The sequence below is a fragment of the Flavobacterium zepuense genome (genome assembly GCF_007097145.1).
In the GTDB taxonomy this organism is placed as follows: domain Bacteria; phylum Bacteroidota; class Bacteroidia; order Flavobacteriales; family Flavobacteriaceae; genus Flavobacterium; species Flavobacterium zepuense.
This window is the reverse complement of sequence record NZ_VJVZ01000009.1, coordinates 200,583-226,360: the sequence shown is the minus strand read 5'-3', so window position 1 is coordinate 226,360 and position 25,778 is coordinate 200,583. Positions and strand designations below refer to the sequence as shown.

17 protein-coding genes and 1 pseudogene are annotated in these 25,778 nt (G+C 41.5%); 14 read left to right on the top strand and 4 right to left on the bottom strand.

Annotated features, from left to right (window positions below; translation table 11 throughout):
* Positions 1-2,176 (bottom strand): annotated as a pseudogene (locus FMM05_RS14690) (hypothetical protein); the annotation flags it as partial.
* A gap of 265 nt (positions 2,177-2,441) precedes the next feature.
* Here FMM05_RS14690 and folE point away from each other — a divergent pair.
* From folE to lgt (FMM05_RS14665), 5 genes are all read left to right on the top strand, one after another.
* Positions 2,442-3,113: a GTP cyclohydrolase I FolE gene (folE, locus tag FMM05_RS14685; RefSeq protein WP_143374147.1), complete on the top strand. Its 672-nt coding sequence runs from the start codon at positions 2,442-2,444 to the stop codon at positions 3,111-3,113.
* 25 nt (positions 3,114-3,138) lie between these two features.
* The gene (gene cysS / locus FMM05_RS14680; RefSeq protein ID WP_143374146.1) at positions 3,139-4,620 is read left to right on the top strand and encodes a cysteine--tRNA ligase; all 1,482 of its coding nucleotides are present in this window, start codon (positions 3,139-3,141) and stop codon (positions 4,618-4,620) included.
* Positions 4,621-4,627: 7 nt separating this feature from the next.
* Positions 4,628-4,879 carry a membrane protein insertion efficiency factor YidD gene (gene yidD, locus FMM05_RS14675; RefSeq protein ID WP_185965600.1) on the top strand — a complete coding sequence of 84 codons (252 nt, stop codon included), beginning with the start codon at positions 4,628-4,630 and terminating at the stop codon, positions 4,877-4,879.
* A gap of 40 nt (positions 4,880-4,919) precedes the next feature.
* Positions 4,920-5,861, top strand: a complete 942-nt coding sequence (gene lgt, locus FMM05_RS14670; RefSeq protein WP_143374145.1) for a prolipoprotein diacylglyceryl transferase — start codon at positions 4,920-4,922, stop codon at positions 5,859-5,861.
* An 86-nt stretch (positions 5,862-5,947) separates the two neighbouring features.
* Positions 5,948-6,889: a prolipoprotein diacylglyceryl transferase gene (gene lgt, locus FMM05_RS14665; RefSeq protein WP_143374144.1), complete on the top strand. Its 942-nt coding sequence runs from the start codon at positions 5,948-5,950 to the stop codon at positions 6,887-6,889.
* Between the two features lie 73 nt (positions 6,890-6,962).
* On the opposite strand, the gene FMM05_RS14660 is transcribed toward lgt (FMM05_RS14665), so the two are convergent.
* The gene (locus FMM05_RS14660; protein WP_143374143.1) at positions 6,963-8,033 is read right to left on the bottom strand and encodes a phosphatidylinositol-specific phospholipase C1-like protein; all 1,071 of its coding nucleotides are present in this window, start codon (positions 8,031-8,033) and stop codon (positions 6,963-6,965) included.
* Between the two features lie 460 nt (positions 8,034-8,493).
* Here FMM05_RS14660 and FMM05_RS14655 point away from each other — a divergent pair, with 460 nt between their 5' ends.
* From FMM05_RS14655 to FMM05_RS14640, 4 genes are all read left to right on the top strand, one after another.
* Positions 8,494-11,547 (top strand): SusC/RagA family TonB-linked outer membrane protein, encoded by a 3,054-nt coding sequence (locus FMM05_RS14655; RefSeq protein WP_143374142.1) that lies wholly within the window; start codon positions 8,494-8,496, stop codon positions 11,545-11,547.
* A 4-nt stretch (positions 11,548-11,551) separates the two neighbouring features.
* Positions 11,552-13,324, top strand: coding sequence for a RagB/SusD family nutrient uptake outer membrane protein (locus tag FMM05_RS14650; protein WP_143374141.1), 1,773 nt, complete (start codon positions 11,552-11,554; stop codon positions 13,322-13,324).
* Positions 13,325-13,576: 252 nt separating this feature from the next.
* Positions 13,577-16,462 carry a TonB-dependent receptor gene (locus FMM05_RS14645; RefSeq protein ID WP_143374140.1) on the top strand — a complete coding sequence of 962 codons (2,886 nt, stop codon included), beginning with the start codon at positions 13,577-13,579 and terminating at the stop codon, positions 16,460-16,462.
* A 94-nt stretch (positions 16,463-16,556) separates the two neighbouring features.
* A complete protein-coding gene (locus FMM05_RS14640) occupies positions 16,557-17,129 on the top strand; it encodes a pentapeptide repeat-containing protein (protein WP_143374157.1) in 573 nt (190 codons plus the stop codon).
* A gap of 434 nt (positions 17,130-17,563) precedes the next feature.
* On the opposite strand, the gene FMM05_RS14635 is transcribed toward FMM05_RS14640, so the two are convergent.
* Complete coding sequence (locus FMM05_RS14635; RefSeq protein WP_143374139.1) at positions 17,564-18,142, bottom strand: Crp/Fnr family transcriptional regulator; 579 nt, start codon at positions 18,140-18,142, stop codon at positions 17,564-17,566.
* A 69-nt stretch (positions 18,143-18,211) separates the two neighbouring features.
* Positions 18,212-19,486 carry a serine hydroxymethyltransferase gene (glyA, locus tag FMM05_RS14630; RefSeq protein WP_143374138.1) on the bottom strand — a complete coding sequence of 425 codons (1,275 nt, stop codon included), beginning with the start codon at positions 19,484-19,486 and terminating at the stop codon, positions 18,212-18,214.
* A gap of 108 nt (positions 19,487-19,594) precedes the next feature.
* On the opposite strand from glyA, the gene fahA reads away from it, so the two are divergent.
* From fahA to argC, 5 genes are all read left to right on the top strand, one after another.
* The gene (gene fahA, locus FMM05_RS14625) at positions 19,595-20,884 is read left to right on the top strand and encodes a fumarylacetoacetase (RefSeq protein ID WP_143374137.1); all 1,290 of its coding nucleotides are present in this window, start codon (positions 19,595-19,597) and stop codon (positions 20,882-20,884) included.
* A 327-nt stretch (positions 20,885-21,211) separates the two neighbouring features.
* On the top strand, positions 21,212-22,450 hold the full coding sequence (locus FMM05_RS14620; RefSeq protein WP_143374136.1) for an MFS transporter: 1,239 nt from the start codon (positions 21,212-21,214) through the stop codon (positions 22,448-22,450).
* Positions 22,451-22,943: 493 nt separating this feature from the next.
* Positions 22,944-23,579, top strand: coding sequence for a GNAT family N-acetyltransferase (locus FMM05_RS14615; protein ID WP_143374135.1), 636 nt, complete (start codon positions 22,944-22,946; stop codon positions 23,577-23,579).
* Positions 23,576-24,769, top strand: coding sequence for an argininosuccinate synthase (locus tag FMM05_RS14610; protein ID WP_143374134.1), 1,194 nt, complete (start codon positions 23,576-23,578; stop codon positions 24,767-24,769). Before FMM05_RS14615 ends, FMM05_RS14610 begins: the two co-directional genes overlap by 4 nt.
* Positions 24,762-25,739 carry an N-acetyl-gamma-glutamyl-phosphate reductase gene (argC, locus tag FMM05_RS14605; RefSeq protein WP_143374133.1) on the top strand — a complete coding sequence of 326 codons (978 nt, stop codon included), beginning with the start codon at positions 24,762-24,764 and terminating at the stop codon, positions 25,737-25,739. Before FMM05_RS14610 ends, argC begins: the two co-directional genes overlap by 8 nt.
* Positions 25,740-25,778: the final 39 nt, after the last annotated feature.

Here is a 25,778-nt window from a genome sequence, read left to right as displayed (position 1 = left end):
GTACGTAATCTTCTATTACCGGGATTACTGGGGTTTCGTGTACGATTAACTGCAACGGTACTACCGTAGCACAGTTGGTTGTATTGCCTGTCGCTACAACACGAATATATAACGGCTCCTCTACAGGGGTTACTGGTGTACTCTCGCTGTTGTAGGCTACTGCTTCGGCAGCCGAAATAAGACCAACATTGCTACCATCTATAGCTCCTTGCTCATCGGTATAATATGTTACTGTATAACCTGGTTGGTTATTTGTTACCTGGTTACCGGCAGTAGTTAAATTAAATACAGCGCTAAAATCGTTAGGTGCATTGTTATCTTCTATTAATACATCACATGCCTCAAGAGGTATAGCAGGGCTAACTACTGGCCTGTTATCTATGTTAATAACAAATGTATATTCGTCCGAGCATATTACTGTATTTGCATCACCAGTCTCAGCATATATATATAGTGTAGTATCCTGGGTAATTTCAGTATTTGGAGCAATAATAGAACCTGTACCATTTTGAACTGTAAAATACTGACCAACGTTTAATGCAGGCAGAATATAGCTTTCACATGCAAAAACTTCGGCTGGCTCATCAACTTCAGGTTTTTCGTTAACGGTAACCGTAAACGATTCTTCATCGGTACAGTTATTAGGAGTAGTATTAGACTCTGCAAATATGTAAATAACCTGAGTTTCGCTTATTGGTGTACCGGGATCTAATTGGTCACCCTCTCCGTTAGCTTCAGTAAAATAATTACCTACTGCAACTTCAGGCAATAAATAAGTTTCATCACTACAAATAAATACATCTGCTATATCTACAACAACAGGCTCCGGAGTAAGAATAATCTGGAAACTTGAAGTAGAGTAGCAATCAACGTCATTTACATTAGTTAAACGCACATATACAGTAGTACTACCTGTAGTAAAAGTTTCCGGAGTCTGGATAATGCTTGTATTTTGTGTAGCACCAATTTGGGTAGTATGGTAGCTAACTAAATTTTGCTCGGGATCCTGACCATTGTAAACAGCCTCGTCCTGAACGGTAAGATCAAAAGTTTCAGATCCGTCATTACCAGCATCACAAGCCTGAAGATCACCCGGTGTGCCCGCCTGCGGTGCAGGGTTAGCAAAAATAGTAAATGAACGGGTTGTATAACATCCTGTAATATAATCTTCTATCCTTACCCATATAACTTCGTCCCCTGGTGAAGGATAAGCATTAGCAGGGAATATTTGAGGAAAACCTTCGTTTGCTGCTTCTTCAGATCCATAATAAGTAACAGGATATAATTCAGGATCCTGGTTTCCCTGAATAACAGGTGTGTTTACAGTAAGGTCAAAAATATATGGCGAAGCCCCAACAGCACATATTGTAATGTCTTCAGGGTCATTAATAGGCATTTCATCCGGAGCGAATACAGTAACCGAATCGGTTGTATCCTCCATACATTGCGGATTATTTATTGTAACCTCATAAACACCCGGCTCACTAACTGTTAAACTTGGCCCATCGGCATCAGGTAATGTTTCACCATCCTGTGTCCATGAGTAGGTAGTATCCTCTTCATCAAGATCAGCATCAATAAGTGCAACAATGTCTACAGAAGTTCCCGGACAAAGAATAAAATCGTCGCCTAAGGTTAACGGACATAAAATAGCACAACTTGTACTACCTGCGCCCGGAGCACCTGTATTACTTTGTTCAAAACTAATCTGGCCTGCCTGATTACTAAAATTGGTAAGTAAGATAACGTAGTACTGCCCTACCTGGGCATTGTTAATTGTAAGCGACTCAAAGGCAGAACCTGAGTAGCTACATCCTACCTCTGTACTATTATTAAGGTTAGCCGGGCCATAAATAGGCGGCGGACCCGCGAATGGGCCCCAGGCTATATAATCCACATCTATAGGTGTACCTCCATTAGTATACTGGGCAATATCAAAAGATAATGTACCCGAAGTACCAATTTGAAAATAAAACCAGGCGGGATTAGGTTCACTTCCAAGGCAGCCATAACTGTCTGCCGCCGAAGCCGGATCTGCGGGCGGGCTGTTTGTGGTATTATCAAACGTAATGTTGATACTCGCACAAAGCGGCTGCATTGATGGAGCAGTAGATCCCTGCCCAAAAACGCTTACCGTAATTAAACCCAATAAAAATAAAAAATAGTACTTTTTCATCTCAGTAGTTTACAATTTTAAAACGCGAAATTTACAATAAATTGGTTCAAGTCAGCAAAAAAAAATATTTTTTTTTAATATAAACAGCTTAACTCTGATTTTCCCTAAGTAATAATGCAAATTTTTTATTTTTAATGTTGCACTTGGCAAATAACACTACTTATATCACAAAAACCTGTAATAAAAATCGCACGCACGGTAAATTCCTATAATCAACTTTTATAACTATCTTTGCCTCCTGATTTTTTATATTAAATAATATCTGATGATCCATAGCGACGATAACAGGGACGAAATTGGAGAAAACCATATAGCCACAAGCGCACAAACACCACTTAGGGACGATGCTTTTGATTTAAGCGACGACGATAAAATAGCCTTAATAAAAAAAGATGTTGAAAGCATTTTAAAAACATTAGGTATGGACCTTACTGATGACAGTATAAAAGGTACACCTAACCGTGTTGCAAAAATGTTTGTAAAAGAAATATTTGGAGGCCTTAATCCTTCTAAAAAACCAAGTTCTTCTACTTTTGATAATAAATACAAGTACGGCGAAATGCTGGTAGAAAAAAACATCACAGTATATTCTACCTGCGAGCACCACCTTTTACCCATTGTAGGCCGCGCACATGTTGCTTATATTAGCAACGGTACCGTAGTGGGACTCTCTAAAATGAACCGTATTGTAGATTATTTTGCAAAGCGCCCGCAGGTACAGGAAAGGCTTACTATACAAATTGTACAGGAGCTTAAAAAGGTATTGAATACTGAAGATGTTGCCTGCGTTATTGATGCAAAACATTTATGTGTAAACAGCCGTGGCATTCGCGATATTGAAAGCAGTACTGTAACTTCTGAATTTGGCGGAAAATTTAAAGAAGAGAGCGTAAGGAGGGAATTTTTAGATTACATTAAACTGGACACCCAGTTTTAGGCATTTAGTTAACCTTATTATTTATATGCACCTATACCAAGACCAACAATTAAAGATATACAATTCGCTTAGCGGAGAAAAAGAATCTTTTACCTCCCTGCACCCCGGTGCTGTAGGAATGTACGTATGTGGGCCTACCGTGTACAGCAATGTGCATCTTGGCAACTGCCGTACTTTTATATCTTTTGATTTGGTTTATCGTTACCTTAAACATTTAGGGTACAAGGTGCGGTATGTGCGTAATATTACCGATGTGGGCCATATTGAAGATGATGCCGACGAAGGTGAGGATAAAATTGCAAAAAAAGCAAGGCTCGAAAAGCTGGAGCCTATGGAAATAGTACAGCAGTATTCGGTTGATTTTCATCAGATACTGGAGCTCTTTAACAACCTTCCTCCAGGTATTGAGCCTACCGCCACAGGCCATATTATTGAGCAGATTGAAACCATTAAAAAAATAATTGATAACGGTTTTGCTTATGAAGCAAACGGATCGGTTTATTTTGATGTGGTTAAATACGATAAAGACCATAATTACGGCATATTGAGCAAGCGTAACCTTGACGATATGCTATCTAACTCACGTGAGCTTAGCGGCCAGGAAGAAAAGCGCAACCCTGCTGATTTTGCCCTTTGGAAAAAAGCCGAGCCTGAACATATTATGCGCTGGCCTTCGCCTTGGGGAGACGGTTTCCCGGGGTGGCACCTGGAGTGTACTGCTATGAGCACTAAATACCTTGGCAATCATTTTGATATTCACGGTGGCGGTATGGACCTTAAATTTCCGCACCACGAATGCGAAATTGCGCAAAATGAAGCTGCCACAGGCCAATCTCCCGTTAATTACTGGATGCATGCCAACATGCTTACCCTTAACGGTAAAAAAATGTCTAAATCTACCGGCAATAATATACTGCCACGTGAAATATTTACAGGTAATAATAGTGTACTAAGTAAGGCGTTCTCCCCTGCTGTTGCCCGTTTCTTTATGTTACAGGCACACTACAGGAGCGTTCTTGATTTTAGTAATGATGCCATTGTGGCTGCCGAAAAAGGTTATAACCGCCTTATGGATGCCATTACAAGTATTGGCGATATTAAAGCCCACACTACTTCCACGCTTGATATTGCTGCGTGGAAACAGTTGTGCTATGATGCTATGAACGACGACTTTAATAGCCCTATACTTATAGCACAGCTGTTTGATGGTGTTCGTTACATTAACCTGCTTAAAGATGGTAAAGAAACCTTAACATCTGCCGACCTTGATACCCTTGCCAAAACATTAAATTCTTTTGTGTTTGATGTATTGGGTTTAAAGAATGAACAGGGCGAAGAAAACAATAACGAAAAGCTTGAAGGTGTGGTTAATATGCTTATTACAATGCGTAATGAGGCACGTGCCAATAAAGACTTTGCACTATCAGACCAGATAAGGGATAGGCTTACTACACTGGGCATAGAGCTTAAGGATACTAAAGAAGGTACAACATTTACCATTAACTAACCGTACTTTGAAAGCAGGCAGCATTATAACCTACCCTTTTGTACTGCTAATACGCTTTTACCAGTTGGCTATATCGCCAATACTGCCTTCAGCATGCCGCTACAGCCCTACCTGTTCTCAATATACCGTAGAAGCTTTGCAAAAACACGGACTTATTAAAGGCGGATGGCTGGGCATAAAACGCATTGTTAGCTGTAACCCCTGGGGTGGCAAAGGTTATGACCCGGTGCCCGATAAGGCCTGTAACCATAATCATTAAATAAGATAATACAACAAACTAATAAATCAACCTCATTAAAATGATACACAGTTTAAGTATAACATGGAATCCTACCGAAGGACTGCACCTTGGCCCTATTACATTACGCTTATACAGCCTTATGTTTGTGGTGGCTTTTGGGCTTGGCTGGGTTATTATGAAAAAAATATTTGACCGTGAGGGTGAGCCGGTAGAAAAACTGGACAAGCTTTTCATTTATACCCTTGTTGCCACGCTTTTAGGAGCAAGGCTTGGGCATGTTTTCTTTTATGACTGGGATTATTTTAAAGACCATCCGGCAGAGATACTTTTGCCTTTTAAATTTGACCCTGAATTTGAATTTACAGGATTTGCAGGCCTTGCGAGCCACGGTGCTGCCATAGCTATTATACTTACTATGTTTTGGTACAGTAAAAAGGTAATACACAGGCCGGTACTTTGGGTATTGGACAGGGTTGTTATACCGGTAACCAGCGGTGGTATATTTGTTAGGCTTGGTAACTTTTTTAACAGTGAGATTTTAGGTAGCGAAACATCGCCTAAACTGGCTACAGCTGTACGATTTATTAAGGGAGAAGATAACCTTAATAAATATAAGGCTATGAAAATTACCGGTGCCACAGACCCTAACAAGGCGTATGATCTTATAGAGCACGATCCGCAGTTTGCTGACACACTTGCTAAGATACCATTCAGGCACCCTGCACAATTGTATGAGGCATTTGGATATGTATTTGTGTTCCTTATCATATTTTATATGTACTGGAAAACCGATTCGCGCAAGCATCATGGGCTTATCTTCGGGGTATTTTTAGTATTACTCTGGACGGTTCGTTTTGTGGTGGAGTTTGTAAAACAAAGCCAGGGTGGTTTTGAAGGCGAGCATCCTATACTACTAACAGGCCAATGGCTTAGTATACCGTTTATAATTGCAGGTTTATACCTGATATTTACAGCGAAAAAACGTACTGAAACTCTATAATATAAACCGCCTTAAAGGCGGTTTTTTTATGCATTGCCGTAACATAACCACCATTGTTACGACCAACACTATAAACCTCCCCTGCAATGACGCACTTTTTAAGTTTTACCTGGAATTTTAATGATGGCATAAACCTGGGTTTTTACATCCTGCACTTTTACAGCCTTATGTTTGTAATTGCCTTTGGGCTTGGATGGTATATTATGAAAAAGATATACGACAGAGAAGGTGAATCGGTAGCGAAACTTGATACACTGTTTATTTACACCATTTTTGCAACAATGCTGGGTGCGCGCTTAGGTCACGTTTTCTTTTACGACTGGCACTATTATAAAGACCATCTTTCAGAAATAATACTGCCATTTAAATTTAGCCCTGAATTTGAATTTACAGGCTTTACCGGCCTTGCCAGTCACGGCGCAGCCATTGCTGTTATTGGTACAGTTGTATGGTACAGTAAAAAAATAATCCACAGGCCGGTACTCTGGATGCTGGACAGGGTTGTACTACCTGTTGCCAGTGGTGGTATATTTGTAAGGATTGGCAACTTTTTTAATAGTGAGATCCTTGGCAGCGAAACATCACCCGAGGTTGATACTGCGGTACGATTTGTGAGAGATACAGATAATATAAGCCCCAGCGCTGCCATGAAAATTACACAGACCACAGACCCTGATACGGCATACAACCTTATTGCTAACGACCCACAATATGCTGATGTATTAAACGGTATTCCGTTTAGGCACCCGGCGCAATTGTATGAAGCATTTGGATATATTTTTGTATTTCTTATCCTGTTTTATATGTATTGGAAAACCGATTCGCGTAAACACCACGGACTTATATTCGGGGTATTCTTAGTGCTGCTGTGGAGCGTTCGTTTTGTGGTAGAATTTGTAAAACAAAGCCAAGGTGGTTTTGAAGGCAAGCAGCCCCTACTCCTAACCGGGCAGTGGCTCAGCATACCGTTTATATTGGTAGGCTTGTACTTTGTCTTTACAGCTAAGAAGCGTGCCGAGACATTATAGATCTGAAATAAAAACAACAAAAACCCTGCTAAGGAATTCTTAGCAGGGTTTTGATTTTATTGGAGTAGGTATATTACTTTTTAGTACCGTTCACAGGGTTTGGCCTTACGTATTTACCATCATCAAACTTTACAGAATAGTTTGATTTAAATAGTTGGCTTGGTTTGTAATAATCGGTAGTGATTATTTGTGCGCCACTGTTTTTTGCTGCCGTAAAATGCGAATAATCATTGGCACGCGCTTCTTTAGTGTCAGAATCGGCACGGGTACGTATGATATACCCTTTCTTAACGAGATCAGGAATTGCTGCATCTTTAGAATTGTTCCTGAACATAGCAGCAGCCTCCGGTGTACCCGGTTTTGCATTTACAAAAGCAACACGCCCTTTTAAAGAAGGATGGTCTTTCATGTAGAGCTCCATTTTCTTATCGCTGTTATCTAACAGGAAAAAGAATTTGCCTTTAGCTTGTTTTAAAGTTGGCCAGTTTCCGGCAATTACTGCTTCTTCAAGTGTTTTATATTTGCCGCGAACCATATCAGGCGTTATAAGTTTATTCTCACCCAGGTTTTTCTTAATTACAGCATCAACCTCATCAAATAGTTGTGTTGTAAAAGCCTCCGGCGTTGTACCAAAACGATTGGCATCGCCATCTTTAGGCTCCAGCGTAATAAATATCGGCACATGCCCCGGGTTAGCATCGCTCCACGCTTTTAACTGCTGAAGGCAGCCTTCAAAAGTTGGTGTCCAGCTCCAAAAGTCAACATCGGTAACGTGAAAAACCTTAAAGCCCGGTTTGTTCATTTCACCATTAGTATCGTAGGTTTTATCAGCCTTAGCCAGGTCAAGCCCTTTAGGATGGGCATACTTACCGCCTTTACTATCGGCATAAATATCAATTTCAAGATTGCGAAGCCCCATATTAAGCTGATCGATAATAGAAATATGGTCGTACTGCAAACCCTTCATGGCAGTAGAGTCTTTTGCAGCCAATACCTTATACAAGGCAGGTTCGATACCAATTTTATAACTATTGTGCGATCCTATAACCTGTATCTTATTCAGTTTGGTGTTGTCGTCCTGAGCATGCGCTGTAAAAGAGGCTACCGCAAGTAAAGCGGTAAATGCCGTGATAGGTAATTTCATAAGTAAATGTGCGGTTTTTATTGCACCCGCAAAACTAAAAGCCCGGTGTTAAGGCTGTGTTAGCCTAAAAAAAACATAAAGAAAATCCTTTGTAAGGTTTGTGTAAACTAAGTTGCAAAAATGCCCCTGTTACAAACGATATAGTTAATAACGCAACTAAGGTTTACTTAACAATACCATGATTTTTTGCACGATAATCCACACCAAATTAATTTAAAGATAACCTTCAGTAAAAATAGTTTGGCGCTGTATAGCCTTATTTCGCAGTCAATATTTATACGCTATAAACAGCAGCTGTCATCCACTAAAAAATTACTAAAAAACTCAGAGTAATAATTTTTAACAATACACTATGAGATAATAAAAAGGAATACGCATGCACAACCCAAAAAACGCCAGAGCATAACACATGCAATGGCTTTAAACACAAAGTATCATTAAAACCAATAATTTAAACTGAATGTACTCTAAAATTACACCACAACTTAAAAGCCTGTGTTTTGTAGTACCCGCCCTGCTATCACTACAGGCCGGTTATGCCAACAACATAGTAAATGAGTCGGCAAAAATTAATGTTATCAGCAATAGCGCCCTGCTACAGGAAACTGTAAAGGGTAAAGTGCTTGATGAGAACGGCATGCCGCTACCGGGAGCATCGGTACTGGAAACAGGTACAAGCAACAGCGTAGCTACCGATATCGACGGTAATTTTGAAATCAACGTAGCAGTAGGAAGAACCATAGATGTTATATATATGGGCTACAAAACACAAACAATAACTATAACAGGCAGTACAGTAACTGTTACCCTTTTACCCGATGCATCAGAACTTAACGAAGTTCTTGTAGTAGGTTATGGTAAACAAGCTAAAAAAGACGTTACGGGTGCAGTTAGCCAAATAAGTGAAAGCCAGTTTAGGCAGGGTGTAAACATCTCTACCGACCAGCTTTTGCAGGGTAAAATTGCCGGTGTGCGAGTTACGCCAACCAGTGGTGAGCCGGGAGCTGGTATAAATGTAAACATTCGTGGTGTAGGCTCTATCAGGAGCGGTAGTACTCCATTATTCGTGGTAGATGGCGTGCCGTTAACTAACGACGGTGTAAGCCCTACAGGCGCTAACGTAGGTTTTGGTGCTTCGGCTGCAAAAAACCCACTTAACTTTTTAAACACCAGTGATATTGAGTCGATATCCGTGCTTAAAGATGCTTCTGCTGCTGCCATATATGGTGCAAGAGGATCTAACGGTGTTGTAATTGTTACTACTAAAAAAGGTGCTAAAGGAAAGGCAGGCTTTACAGTGGATTCTTATTTAGGTTTCTCTAAAATAATGAATAAGCTTGACGTACTTTCTGCCGACGAATACCGCAATGCTATTACCGATCCTGCTTTTGACCACGGTGGAAATACCGATTGGCAGGATGTGATTTTTAGGGATGCAGTTACAAAAAACAACTCCTTATCCTATTCTAAAGGTACCGATAGTGGTAATTATTACGTGTCTTTAGCACAAATGGACCAAGAAGGTATTGTTAACCAGAGTGCGTTTAAACGTACTACCGGAAGGGTAAACGTAGCCGAATCGTTTTTAGATGATAAGCGCTTAAAATTTAAAGTTAACCTTACTGCCAGCGAAACAAAAGATAGTGGTGTACCAACAAGTGATGACGGAGGGTCTGACGGACAGCTGATTATCCACACACTTATGGCAAATCCTACACGCCCTGTTTTTGACGAAACCGGCGCGTATACTAACTTTAACATGAATGCCCATTACAACCCGGCATACCTGTTAAGTATTTATGAAGATGAAACCCGTACAACACGTGTGTTGGGTAACATGGAAACATCTTTTAGGATACTAAAAGGACTGGAATATAAAATGAATTTAGGTATAGACCGATCTGTTGCAGAAAGGAATACAACAATTTACCGTAACCTTACCGACCGTAGCACAACAGGTCGTTACGTACAGGGCAACGTAGACTCAAAAAATACCCTGATAGAGCACTATTTAACCTACGACTTCCTTACAGGAAAAAATAAGTTTGACGTTATGGGCGGTTTCTCTTACCAAAAATTTGAAACAAGCGGTACAAGCTTTATTGTAGACCAGATAGGTGAAAGAGGCGAAGGCATAAAGCCTTCAATCAATCCAGGTTACAGAGGTGTGCAATCGGGTGTATCGGGTTATGCCCAAATTAACGAATTGCAATCGTATTTTGGAAGAGTTAACTATGCTTTTGATGGTAAATACCTTTTAACGGCATCGTTAAGGGCAGATGGTTCTACACGTTTTGGCGAGAACAATAAATACGGTTACTTTCCATCGGCTGCGGCAGGTTGGAATATCTCTGAAGAAAGCTTTTTAAAAGAATCTACAGTGGTAGATAACCTTAAACTTCGCGCAAGCTGGGGCCAGACAGGTAACCAGGAAGTACAAAATAAAGTTACTCAGGCCAGCTACTCTCTAACCGCTGCAGATGGCTACTACTTATATAACGATCTGGGATTAATAAACGGTGTAACGTATTCCCGAACTGCAAACCCCGATCTTAAATGGGAAGTGGTAACACAATATAATATTGGAGTTGATTTTAACCTTTGGGCTGATAAGCTATATGGTAGTGTAGATTACTTTAATAAAACCACTACAGATGCTATTCTCTTTATTCCGGCTCCTGTATTGAGCTCTACGCCTAACGTATGGACAAACATGGATGGTGAAATAGTAAACAGCGGCCTTGAGTTTATGTTAGGCTCTAAGATTATAAATACAGAAGATTTTACATGGGATTTAGATGTAAACGGCGCCACTCTTAAAAATGAAATTAAAGATCTTCCGGTATCAGAAATTTTATCAGGTACTATTTCCGGCCCTGGCCAGTCGGGTGTATTGGGTAATATCTACAAAAGCGGGTATGCAGCGGGTTCATTCTACCTGTTAGAGCACACAGGCTTTGATGCAGATGGCGCTCCTATTTATAAAGATCAAAACGGCGATGGTGTAATAAGCAACAACGACCGTGTTATTACAGAAGGTGCAATACCTAAATTTACCTATGGCCTTAATAGTAACATGCGCTACAAAGATTTTGATTTTTCATTCTCTATAATTGGCCAAACCGGCGGTTACCTTCTTAATAACACAGGTTTAAATGCCCTTAACATTAACAACTTGGCATCTGACAGGAACACGCTATCAAATTATTCTAACTCCGGTGCCAACCAGTCAAATGCACCTCAGCTTTCATCATTATACCTTGAGAAATCCGATTTCATAAGGCTTAACAGTGCCCGTATAGGTTATACTTTTAAACACCCAAGCATTGCCTGGATGCAAAGTTTAAACCTATATGTTACTGGCCAAAACCTGTTTACAATAACAAACTATTCTGGTTTTGACCCATTAATAAACAGCAACAAGGCTAACAATGGTAATCAGTCTCTTGGTATTGATTATGGAACTTACCCAACAGCAAGAACATTTATAATTGGTGCAACATTTAAAATATAACGCTATGAAGTTAAAAACAATAATTAACAGCAAAACTATAATTACAGCCTGCCTTACCGTACTGTTAGCAGGATGTACTTCTCTTAACGAAGACGTGTTAGACGAAGTTCTGGTAGGCGAAGCATCAAGCTCTACCAACGCACTGGCAGCAGTGTATGATCGTTTAGGAGAAAATACTTTTACCAGCCATGGCGGCATGCTTGCCATGCAGGAATACAGCAGTGATATAGGTATATTGCCTACCCGCGGATCTGACTGGGGAGATGGTGGCAAATGGCGCGCCATGCACGAGTTTACATGGGCACCGGACAATGCGGTTATTACGGATAACTTTAACCAGATTACCGATGGTATTACGCGTTCTTTAGTAGCTATTAAAGCAATAACTGATGGTAATGACGAACAAAAGGATTTATTTCTTGCGGAAGCAAAAGGTATGCTTGCTTTTTACACATATCATACGCTTGACCTTTACGGACAGGCTCCTTACCGCGACCCTCTTGTACCCGGCGCACCTTTGCAGATATTGCAAGCAGCAGACGCAATAGATAATCTTATTCTTGATGTTGAAGCGTTATTGCCACAACTTGCCGATATGGGCACTCAGGGCACACACAACGGAAGGTTTACCAAACAAGCTGCTTATGCACTGCTTAGTACCATGAACCTTAACCGTGCAGTGTTTAAAGACCGATTTAACAGCTCATCTAACTTTAACTTTACAGAGGCTGCTGTCAGCGGTGGCGGTAACGATATGGACAGGGTAATTTATTACACCAGCCTTCTTATAGACTCCGGGACATACAGCCTTGCAAGTAATTATTTTGATAATTTTTCTTTAAACAACTCTGGTGCACCGGAACTTATTTTTGCAATTACGCAAAAGATAGACAACCTGCACAATGGCAGTAACGACCTTGCTTACAACTCTATGGAGCGTAACCAAAGGTGTTCTGCAACAAACAGGGGTACCAACGCCTCATGTATTACCCCTGAGTTTTATAGCACTTGGGATGGTTTTCATGATGACCCCCGCTTTGCACGTAAATACCAATATGCAGATGGTACATGGTTTATGAACGACGGTACCGATGTTAGCGCGCCTGCAACAAGCATTGTAGCCGGTACAACGTTACCTTGGTTTCATTTTAACCGCGGTATACAAGTGGGTCAGCAGTATGGCCCTAAACTTACATCTGCCGGAGCATTTGAAATGACTGGGGATGGAAGGATAAAAATATCGGCTCTTGTATGCGAAAAAAGTGCTACTACGCCAATGGATTTTACTCCGGAACTAAACTTTGATAATCCTACGCAGGCAGTATTTGCCCAAAACCAGATAAACAGAGGTGCGCGTAGCTTTAAATTTGAATTTGACCCTGAGGCAGGCAATGGCACAAGCGCTGTAGATATACCGCTATACCGCTTAGGAGGTATTTATACTTTGAGGGCCGAAGCTTACATGCGTAAAGGTAATACCAGTGCTGCCCTTGCAGATATTAACTTACTGCGTACCAGCAGGACCCGCGAGTCGCTTTACGGTAACGCACCCGGCGTAGTTATACCAGCTATAAATATGGATATCCTGTACCGCGAAATAGGTTTTGAAATGTATTGGGAAATGTGGAGAAGGCCACAAATGATACGCTTTGGTAAATTTGATGCTGCGAGGCCTACATCGGCTAAACCTGCATCAGAGCCTTACCGCAGGGTATTCCCTATTCCGCAGCGAACAATGGATGTTAATAAAGAGTTTACCCAAAATCAGGGTTATTAATACCATCTCTGTTAAAGTTATATTAAAGCCCGAAACTATACGTTTCGGGCTTTTTGTTTATGTCACGTATACTAATTATAAGGATTGGGCAATGTTGATTAAATACTAAAAATCCCTACCATTTCCCTTCTCCAACTCGTACAAAAGTATTTTTTTATTTTATTAGTCTATAAAAACCATAGACTATATATTTTATTCGGAATAATTGCTACATTTGCCCCGATAAAACCACAAATAAAGCACAAATTTTATATGAAGAATGCTTACTTCAAAACACATTTGAGGCTTATAGCCTTATTGTTTTTATTCTTAATCTCACAAAACACCTTTGCCCAAAGCCAAACCGTAGAAATATCAGGTATTGTTAAAGACAGGGAATTAAAAGAGCCACTGCCGGGCGCTACTGTTGCCATAAAAGGCACAGCAGAAGTTACCTCAACTAATGAAAATGGCGAATTCTTTATAAAAACTCAAATACGTTATCCTTTTACACTGGTATTTTCAGGGATAGGCTTCAGGTCGCAGGAAGTACAGGTACTATCATCGCAAAGTAAAATTGCTGTTGAACTTAATACCGAAAATACCCTGCTTAACGAGGTTGTTGTTTCGGCATCCCGTGTAGAGGAAAGGATACTGCAATCGCCCATATCCATCGAAAAAATTGATATAAAAGCCATCAAAGACAACCCCGCCCCTACTTTTTATGAGGCATTGGATAATGTAAAGGGGGTTCAGCTGTTAACATCAAGTTTGACACTTAAAGTGCCCAATGCGCGCGGCTTTAATGTACCCAACAACTTTAGGTTTATGCAATTGGTAGATGGTGTAGACGTTCAGGCAGCAACCTTGGGCGTTCCGTTAGGTAATGCCATTGGCCCAACAGAACTGGACATACAAAGCGTTGAAATTACCCCCGGTGCAGCTTCTGCCCTATACGGAATGAATGCGATTAACGGCCTTGCCAGCCTGCAAACACGCAGCCCATTTACACATCAGGGATTAAGCCTGTATCAACGAACAGGAGTAAACCACGTTAACGATAACGACAAAGATGCATCTATAGTTACCGAGGTTGCCCTACGCTATGCAAAGGTGTTTAAGGATAAATTCGCCATTAAAGTAAATGGCTCGTTCTTTAAAGGTACTGACTGGATATCTAATACGCTAACCGACCAAAACCCTAACAACCTTGTAACCGCCAACCCCGGTTTTGGCGAACTTAGCGGCGTAAACAATCCTGCTGCCGACCTTTGGAACAACTATGGCGATGAGCGTAACAACCGTGTAACTGTTACCGCCACCGTAGATGGAGCCCCTAAAACCTTTAATGTGTCGCGTACCGGTTATCTTGAAAAAGACCTGGTAGACCCTACCGTGACCAACGCCAAGTTTGATGCCGGTGCCTACTATAAAATTAGGGAGAATTTAGAGGTATCGTATGTATATCGCTATGGTTTAATGGATGGAACGTTTCAGCGGGGTAATAAAATAAGACTGGAAGATGCTACTGTACAAAACCACAAGGTTGAGCTTAAAGGCGAGGAATTTTACATTCGCACCTATGCATCGTTAGAAGAAACAGGCGACTCCTACAACCTTAAGCCACTTGCCGATAACCTTGACCTAACCCACGCCTCAAATGCCGATTGGCGAACGTCTTTTCAAAATGCACTACAGGCATCTATTAACAATGGTACCCCGTTACAACAGGCATTTACCAATGCACGTACGATGGCCGACCAGGGACGGGTTGAACCAGGAACACCTGAATTTGATGCGCTAAAAAATACCATTATCAGCACAAATAACTGGGATCATCTTAACTCCGGTATTGCCGGAGCTCCGGCAACAGGTGGAGCGTGGTTAAAGCAAAAGTCGGCGCTGTACCATGTAGAGGGCCAGTATGATTTCTCTAAATACATAAAAATATTCGACCTTCAGGCAGGTGCTGATTACAGGCAGTACCTTGTAACTCCGGATGGCAACAACTTTGTTGATTTTGGCCGCCAAGTGGCAGAACGCAACGTTGCGCTTGCTAACGGTACATTTGGGGATAAGCAGAAATATGAAAAATATGGTGTTTTTGCACAAATAACCAAAAGACTGTTTGACAATAAGCTAAAAATAAACGCATCATTACGTGCCGACAGGAATCCTGAGTTTGATACAAAATTCAATCCGCGTATTGCCTTTGTATATTCGCCAACAGACAACCATAATTTTAGGGCATCATTTCAAAACGGATTCAGGTTCCCGTCATTGTTTGAAGCGCTTTCATTTGTAAACAACGGTAATGTAAGGCGCGTAGGTGGTTTGGCTCGCGTTAATGAAGGTATTGGGTTTTTAGAAAATTCTTATACTCTTACCTCAATAGATAACTTTAATGCAGCGGTAAATGCTGCTGTAGATGGTGGTGCCGATAAAAACCAGGCTGCGCTTGATAACAAAAATATACTGGTAAAGGCTAATTTATCACAAATGAAACCTGAACAGATAAACTCGTTTGAAATAGGTTATAAAAGCGTGGTGCTAAACAACACTATTTCTATAGATTGGGATGCTTATTTTAATATCTATGATGGCTTTTTGGGCCAGGTAGAAGTTGCGGTACCCAAAACAGGTACAGTAGGTACAGATGCTGCCGTACTGGCCATGCTAACCCGTAACCAGCAGGATCGCTACAGGGTGTTTACCAACAGTGCAAATAAGTATAAAAGCTACGGCTCTACCTTTGGCATCAAATACAATTTTTATGAGGATTACAATGCAGGCTTTAATGTAAGTTATAACGACCTTGTAACCAACAGCAAGTCGGATATTTTTACAACGTCGTTCAACACCCCTAAGTGGGTAACCAACCTATCATTCGGTAACAGGCAGATAGTAAAAAATGTAGGCTTTAATATTGTCGGCCGCTGGCAGGATGCTTTTTACTGGGAAAGCACCCTGGCAAATGGCGACGTTCCCGCTTATTTTACTATGGATGCGCAGGTTAATGTAAAAATCCCGATGGTATATGCAACTGCAAAAATAGGCGGTACCAACATTTTAAATAACAGGTATTACCAGTATGCTGCCGGGCCAACTATTGGCGCGCTTTACTACGTGGCTCTCACTTTTGAACTGGCCAATTTGTAATCAGGCTATATATGTTTGTTTTGTTTGTTTGAACCCCACGCCCATGCGTGGGGTTTTGCTATATTTACACCCTTCTACAAACACTATTTAAATGATATCCTCAAAATACATATTAGATCATGAATACAGTAATTTACAATTAGGGCTGGATGATATTATGTACCGCGATTACGAGCGATGTACCTTTACCAATTGCGATTTTACGGCCTGCGATTTTCTGGCGGTTGCCTTTATAGACTGTGTTTTTATAGACTGCAATTTTAACGAGGCGAAGATCAACTATGTATCGCTCCGTAATGCCGTGTTTACCAATTGCAGCTTTACCGGTGTAAATTTTACCATGTGCGACCCCTTGCTTATGCAGGTAGAATTTAAAGATTGTACACTGGATTATGCCAAATTTTACACTCTTAAAATTAAGGGTACAGTATTTACAAATTGCGGCCTTATTGCGGTAGACTTTATGAACACCGATCTTACTGGCGTTATTTTTGACAATTGCAACCTTCACAAAAGCGTTTTTGTAGATGCAATTGCCAATAAAGCTGATTTTACTACCAGTTATAACTTTACGATAGACCCGGAACGAAATAAATTACGCAAGGCAAAGTTCTCACAGGCAGGACTTAAGGGTCTTTTAGAGAAATATGACCTTATTATTTCGTAAAAATAACCCGTAAACGTTAGGGTTTTAATAAAATTGACCTTACATTTGCATCTTACTACTGACCACGTTATAGGTCTTTAGTTTTAAAGACCCAGGGGCTTCCACCCACGGGTCTTTGCTTTTTATGGCAATTCATGTTTCTTACCACATCTTTTTAGCTCAATCCTAATTGCCTGCTATTTATCATACGTAATTAATAATATCTGTTGTGTTAGCAATATAATGGAATTTTGTTTATTTTTAGATTTTAGGGGGGACATTAACGTCATGCGCCGCTAACCTAAAATATACATAGGCATATATTTAAAATAGCGGCAGCAACGAACGTTAATAATAGCACCAATAATGACTTCGTGATGAAGTAGTAAAATATTAGTTGGCTTTTAGGGGATTACAAAGATGGCAAATTCCTACATCCAAAAAAATGACATAGGTTAGCTTAATCGTTTTTTTCGTATCCTGCTTAAACTTTCCGGGTGTATACCTAAGTAAGAAGATAGGTGCTTTACCGATATGTTACTTACCATTGTCGGGTTTTTATCAAGCAGCTTATTATAGCGCTCCTCTGCTGTAAGCGATAGCAGTTCCATCTCTCTCCTTAACCTTTTAATGTAATGCATCTCGGCCATTTTCCGGCCTACAATATTGTTTTCCAGGCTGGTTTTGTGCAGGTTCTCAATATCCCTGTAAGGAAAACTTATAACCTCGGTATTTTCAATAAACTCTATAGTTACGAGGCTTGGCTCATTTGTAATTAGTGAATAATAAGCTGTAACAAACTCTCCTTCAAAGAAAAACTCTATAGTATATTCTTTATCGTCGTGCATAAAAAAGTTACGGGTAGCACCTTTAATCAAAAAGTTCATGTAGGTTTCATGCTCCCCTTCCCTAATAAGCAAGTCTCCCTTTTTAAAAGACCTGTGTTTAAAGTTAGCAGACAGCTTTTCCCAATCGTCGTCTTCAATGGGTATAAAACTGCCCAGCATCATCCTGATTCGTTGAGCGTGTGGCATATATGTAAGATGTAAATAAAAAACCCTTTAAATTTAATTAAAGGGTTTCCAAATATTGTAAAAAATTTCTTAGAAAACAAATATAGGCCTTTCGCTCATCATTTCGTTAACCTCATCGGCAATTTGCTCTAATAATTCTTCGTTAGTATGGTCTTTAATTACCCTGTCAATAAAATCAACAATGGTCTCCATATCCGCCTCAACAAGGCCACGGGTTGTAATTGCAGCAGTACCCACACGGATACCCGACGTTACAAACGGCGATTTATCATCAAACGGCACCATGTTCTTGTTCACAGTAATTTCAGCTTTAACAAGGGCGTTTTCAGCCTCTTTACCTGAGATATTTTTATTCCTTAGGTCAATAAGCATCATGTGGTTATCTGTACCTCCGGAAATTATGTTGTAACCGCGTGCCACAAAAGCATCGGCCATAACTTTAGCATTTTTTTGTAACTGCCTTGCATAGGTAAAGAACTCATCTGATAAAGCCTCACCAAACGCAACAGCCTTAGCAGCAATAATATGCTCTAACGGCCCGCCCTGGTTACCCGGGAACACCGCAAGGTCTAATAAAGCCGACATCATCCTTATCTCCCCTTTAGGCGTTTTGTGTCCCCATGGGTTTTCAAAATCTTTACCCATAAGTATAAGTCCGCCCCTTGGCCCTCTAAGGGTTTTGTGGGTAGTGGTTGTAACTATATGGCAATGAGGTATAGGATCGTTCATTAACCCTTTGGCAATTAGGCCGGCAGGGTGCGAAATATCGGCAAGCAATATGGCGCCAACGCTATCGGCAATTTCCCTGAAACGGGCAAAATCCATATCGCGCGAGTAAGCCGATGCGCCTGCAATTATAAGTTTAGGCTGCTCTTTAGTAGCAATTTCCTGAATTTTATCATAATCTAAACGGCCTGTTTCTTTATCAACACCATAAAAGGTTGGTTGATAAAGCCTTCCTGAAAAGTTTACAGGAGAACCGTGTGTAAGGTGCCCACCGTGCGAAAGGTCGAAACCTAAAATTTTATCGCCTGCCTGTAAGCACGCGTGAAAAACAGATGCATTTGCCTGAGAGCCAGAGTGTGGCTGCACATTAGCATATTCTGCGCCAAACAAAGCCTTTGCCCTGTCTATGGCTATCTGTTCTATAACATCTACTACTTCGCATCCGCCGTAATACCTTTTACCCGGGTAACCCTCGGCATATTTGTTGGTTAGTACAGACCCTGCTGCTTCCATAACCTGGTCGCTTACAAAGTTTTCTGATGCAATTAGTTCCAGGCCGTGTATCTGCCTGTCCTGCTCTTCAAGAATTAGGTCAAAAATTTGTTCGTCGCGTTGCATTATATAATTTTTCGTTAATTTGACGACAAAAGTACAAAAAACGTTTGGTAAAACGAGATATGCCCCTATATTTGATGACTCAATAAAGCAAAAAACACACGAAAAAATATGCCACTTACAGCAAACGATCCTAATAGAAAATCCTGGCTTAACGTGCCTAAAGACAGTGATTTCCCCATACAGAACATCCCTTTTGGAGTGTTTATTACTAAAGATGATGTGGTTACAATAGGCACCAGGATAGGCGATTTTGCCATAGATCTTGGCGCCCTGCAACAGCTAAATTACTTTGAAGGCATAGAGCTTACCGATGACATGTTTATGCAGGATACGCTTAACGATTTTATAAGCGATGGTAAAAAAACATGGCGCCTGGTGCGCAACAGGATAGCCGAACTATTTGATACAAAAAACACTACGCTTAAAGACAACGAAGCCCACAGGGAAGTTGTTATTTTTAATATAGAAGATGTAGAAATGCAACTGCCTGTGCTTATAGGCGATTATACCGATTTTTACAGCAGCAAAGAGCATGCTACTAATGTAGGTAAGATGTTTCGTGACCCGGAGAATGCACTGTTGCCCAACTGGTTACACCTACCGGTAGGCTACCACGGCAGGAGCAGTACCATTGTACCATCGGGTATACCCGTGCACAGGCCAATGGGGCAAACGCTGCCAAATGGCGAAACCCAGCCCGTGTTCGGGCCATCTAAACTGGTTGATTTTGAGCTTGAAATGGCTTTTATTACAACCGATGCCAATGTTATGGGTGAATCTATCCCGGTTGAAGAGGCTGAAGAGCATATTTTTGGCTTAGTGCTGTTTAACGACTGGAGTGCCAGGGACATACAAAAATGGGAGTACGTGCCGCTTGGGCCCTTCCTCGCCAAGAACTTTGCCTCATCTATGTCGCCATGGATCGTTACACTTGATGCCTTAGAGCCTTTCAGGGCGCAGGGGCCGGAACAGAACCCTAAGCCATTAGAGTACCTTCAACAGGAAGGTAAACATGCCTATGACATTAATTTACAGGTAGCTATAGAACCGGAAGACGGTATTGAGACCGTAATAAGCAACTCTAATTTTAAGTACATGTACTGGAGTATGGCGCAACAGCTTGCGCACCACACCATTAACGGATGCCGCGTAAACAGTGGCGACCTTATGGGCAGCGGTACGATAAGCGGCCCTACCGAGGATAGTTTTGGCTCAATGCTGGAGCTTACATGGGGCGGCAAAAACCCTATAACGCTAAGCGATGGTACTGAGCGTAAGTTTATTAACGATGGCGACTGTGTTATTATGCGTGGCTATTGCCAGAATGACGAAGTTCGTATTGGCTTTGGCGAGGTTAGCAGCAAATTGCTGCCTCCCTTCACAAAAAAACAGAATTAAGATTTAATTTATAGTTTGTAAAAAAGCTCCCAAATGGGAGCTTTTTTTTGTAAGTAAATAATTACAATTTAAATTTTAAAACAGCTTAATATTTCACTTTCGGACTTCGAGATTCGGCTTTTTTGCATTAAAATATTTTTGAGAGGGCTCCTTACTAAAAAACACAATTTTTAGCTTCTGCCTTTTTAGATATATTTTTTGAATATGATAATTTTAAAGCCCATTGCTTACATATTAAGCAATAATAATCTTATAAAATTTATTCGGTAGTATTTATTGAATTGTCATTCTTAAATTTAATGCTTTCAAATGAAGCATTAGATTAAAATGAATACGATATCTGAAACTAAAAAATGGAACCCTTTTGTTATTGCATGGGTACTTGGATTGCTTTTTTATGCATTAGAATATGCCGTGCGGTCGGCACCAAGCATCATGCTGCCCGATCTTATTACCGCTTTTAGCACCACACCCGGAAGAGTGAGTGCCGTAATTGGCTCTTACTACCTTACCTACTCTGTTACCAGCCTTGCTGCAGGTATCGCTATAGATAAAGCCGGGGCAAAATATCCTTTATTTATTGGGGCAATACTTTTGGGGCTTGGCTGCATTCTCTTTTCAGTTGCCTACCTGTACACGGGTTACGCAGGCAGGCTATTGCAGGGCATGGGGTCGGCACTGGCGTTTCCGGCCTGCGTGTACCTCGCAGCAAGGGCATTTTCGCCTAAAAGGCTCGCAACAGCTATTGGTGCTACACAAAGTTTAGGCATGCTCGGCGGATCGGCCGGTCAGTTCCTGTCGGCTCCTGTTTTAAAGGGCGGGCTGCCCGTTAACTACTTCTGGATCATTATGGGCATAGCCTCCTTTATTATAGCAGGTCTCATCATTTACTTTACACCTACCCAAAAAGGAGCCATTGCCATTGTAACCACACCGCCCAAAAGAAGCCTGTTAGCACCTTACAAGATAGTATTCAGCAATCCGCAAAGCTATTTATCGGGGTTAATATCCGGGCTGCTCTTTGCCCCTACCACCATCTTTGCCATGACGTGGGGCGTGGCATTCTTTCAAACAGGCCGCGGACTCGATTATACAACCGCTACCCTTGCCTGTGCCCTGGTTCCGCTGGGTTGGGCAGTGGGCTGCCCACTATTAGGCTGGCTGGCCGACAGGCTGGGCCGCAAACCTGTACTTGTAGCCGGTGCACTGGTCATGATACTTAGCCTGGCGCAGCTGTGCTACTTCCCTACGCTTATGCCGGCCTACTTTAGCACCTTCCTTATGGGTGTTGCATCGGGTGCGGCTATGATACCGTATTCGGTAATTAAAGAAGCTAATCCTGATAGTGTTAAGGGCAGCGCAACAGGAGCCATAAACTTTTTAACCTTTGGGGTAACCTCATTACTTGGGCCCGTATTTAGCTACCTGTACGGAAAATCGCTAAACATAGTAACCAATAACGAGGCTAATTTTAGGGGCGCCATTTTATTCTTCATAGTAATTATAACCGTTGCAATTATTGCTTGCCTGTTTTTAAAGGAAACCGGCAAGGGTGCAAAAAAATAAACACAAGTTTCAAAAAAACTTAACTACGCTCCCCTTTTTTGGAGCGTTTTTTGTTTAAGATAACCTAAGATTAACAATTACACCATAACTTTTTAGGGGTTATTAGTGATATTTGAATATTTATAAGAATTTTAAGTTGTTTATTTTTTCAAAAACTATACATTTGCAGCCATGAATAAAAAAGAATTACATAGCACCCCTATGTTTAGCATAAACACCCCGGTACCCTGCCGGATGGTGCGGCCATGTTAATGCCGCAAAAGTTTACGCTTAAATATTCACTTTTTTATTTTACTGAATTGAAAACACCATCTGTTTTATTGATAGGGTTTACCCTTACAAATCATTCTTTTATCAGCAACCTTAATTCGTTTTTAAGCCCGCGCTTAAATCCGTAACGGTATGCTTATATATTAAGCCGGTCCGCCCGGTTTGTTTCCCAAAAAAGATCATTTAGCCATTTTACCATAATTTATTTCTTTTATCCCCTGAAATGAATATACAAATTGTAATAGCCCGAGAGGAGCACTACAAGTTTTCACAGGAAATTTGCGACACCATGTACGAGTCTGCCATACAGCGCGGTACTGGTATTGCAAAACGTTCGCCTGATTACATCGTTAAAAAGATGGAAAACAAGGATGCTGTGATAGCTGTTGCCGACGGCAAGTTTGCAGGCTTTTGCTATATAGAAAGCTGGAGCCACGGCAAGTTCGTAGCCAACTCCGGCCTTATTGTGCACCCTGACTACCGCAACCACGGCCTGGCTAAAAAAATAAAAACCAGGGTGTTTGAATATTCGCAGGAAAAATATCCCGGTGCCAAGATATTTGGTATCACCACGGGCCTCGCGGTTATGAAGATAAACTCCGACCTGGGCTATAAACCCGTACCTTTTAGCGAATTAACCGATGACCCTACATTTTGGAAGGGTTGCAGTGGCTGCAATAATTTTGATATCCTGCAACGCAAGGATTACAAAATGTGCCTGTGCACGGGCATGCTGTATGACCCAGCCGAAAAGAAAAACGAAAAAGAAGAAGACCAATATACCTTTAACAAAAAAGTGCTGGACAGGCTTAAGGCTATCAAACAGGCACTTTTCCTTAAAAAAGATACCGACGAATGAAAAAACTTGTTTTAGCCTACAGTGGCGGCCTTGACACGTCGTACTGCCTTAAATATTTAAAGAACGACCTTGGTTATGAGGTGCATACCATACTTATAAACACCGGCGGCTTTGGCGAAGAAGAGCTTACCGCCATAGAGAAACGTGCGTATGAGCTGGGCAGTGCCCACCACCTTAACCTTGATATTATAGATAAATATTACGAAAAAGCAATTAAGTACCTGGTGTACGGCAATGTACTTAAAAACAATACCTACCCGCTTTCGGTTAGTGCTGAGAGGGTTTTCCAAGCGCTGGAAACCGTGCGTTATGCTAAAAGCGTAGGTGCCGATGCTATTGCCCACGGCAGTACCGGCGCGGGTAACGACCAGATTAGGTTCGATTTGGTGTTCCAGACCATAGCTCCGGAAATGCAGATTATTACCCCTATTCGCGACCTTAAGCTTACCCGCCAGCAGGAAGTTGAATACCTTCAGAAAAATGGCGTGGAGTACTCTTGGGAAAAAGCACAATACTCAATAAACAAAGGTATTTGGGGTACAAGTGTTGGCGGTAAAGAGACATTAACATCCGGCCAGCCGCTGCCAAGCGAAGCTTATCCATCGCAACTTTCAAAATCAGAAGCCGAGAAAGTTACCCTACATTTCGAAAAAGGAGAACTTGTTGGTATTAATAACGAATTTGAAAAACCGGCAACCAACATCCAGAAGCTTGAAAAATTTGCTGCAGCATTTGCTATAGGCCGCGATATTCACGTGGGGGATACCATTATAGGTATTAAAGGCCGCGTTGGTTTTGAGGCTGCCGCGCCCATCATCATTATCAAAGCGCACCACCTGCTAGAAAAACACGTGCTGGGCAAATGGCAACAGTACTGGAAAGAACAGTTGGGCAACTGGTACGGCATGCTTTTTCATGAAGGCCAGTACCTTGACCCGGTTATGCGCAACATAGAAACGTTTTTGGAAGACACGCAAAAAACGGTGACCGGTATCGTGACCGTAACGCTTAAACCGTACCATTTTTCTTTGGACGGAATTGAGTCGCCGCACGATTTAATGAACACCGGCTTTGGCCAGTATGGCGAAGTTAACAATGCCTGGACGGCAGATGATGCCAAAGGGTTTATAAAAATAGTGGGTAATGCCCAAAATATTTACGCACAGGTAAACGGAGAAAAATATGATTAGTATTGGCATCATTGGCGGATCGGGCTATACGGCAGGCGAATTGCTTCGCTTGCTGGTTAACCACCCGCAGGCTCAGATCGACTTTGTATACAGCACCACCAATGCCGGTAGCCCCGTGGCTTCGGTACATGAGGATCTGTATAGTAGTATCAACATCAATTTTACCGATACTGTTAACCCTGATGTTGACGTGGTTTTTCTTTGCCTGGGGCATGGTAAGTCAATCTCGTTTTTAAGCGACAATTACTTTTCGGCAACCACAAGGATAATAGATCTGGGCAATGACTTTCGCCTTACGGCAGATGCTAATTTTGATGGTAAAGTATTTATTTATGGTCTGCCGGAACTGAACCGCGAGCAGATAAAAACGGCGCAGTACATTGCCAACCCGGGGTGTTTTGCAACAGCTATTCAGTTAGCATTGCTTCCGTTAGCTAAAAACAACCTGATTACCGACACTGTGCACATAAATGCCACAACGGGCAGTACCGGTGCCGGGGTGCAGCCATCGGCTACCTCACACCACCCGTGGAGGACCAATAATATGTCGCATTACAAGGCATTTGGTCACCAGCATTTGGGCGAGATCATACAGAGTTTGCAGCAACTACAACAGGGTTTTGATGAGGAAGTTTTGTTCATTCCCAATCGCGGCGATTTTACCCGTGGTATTTTTGCAACACTGTACACCAAACTAACAGCCGATTTTAATGAAGTGGTAGCCCTTTACGACAGCTATTATAAAGACGAGCCGTTTGTGCGGGTTACTACAGATAGTATCAGCCTTAAGCTTGCCATTCAAACCAATAACTGTTTTATCAGCCTGGAGCAAAAAGGTAAATACCTACTCATAACATCAGTAATAGATAATTTAGTAAAAGGTGCAAGCGGCCAGGCAATCGAGAATATGAACCTGATGTTTGGCTTAGACGAAACAACAGGATTGAAACTGAAGCCGGCAGGGTTTTAAAGCCCCCCGACCCCCTATGGGGGAGTTAGGTTTGCAACA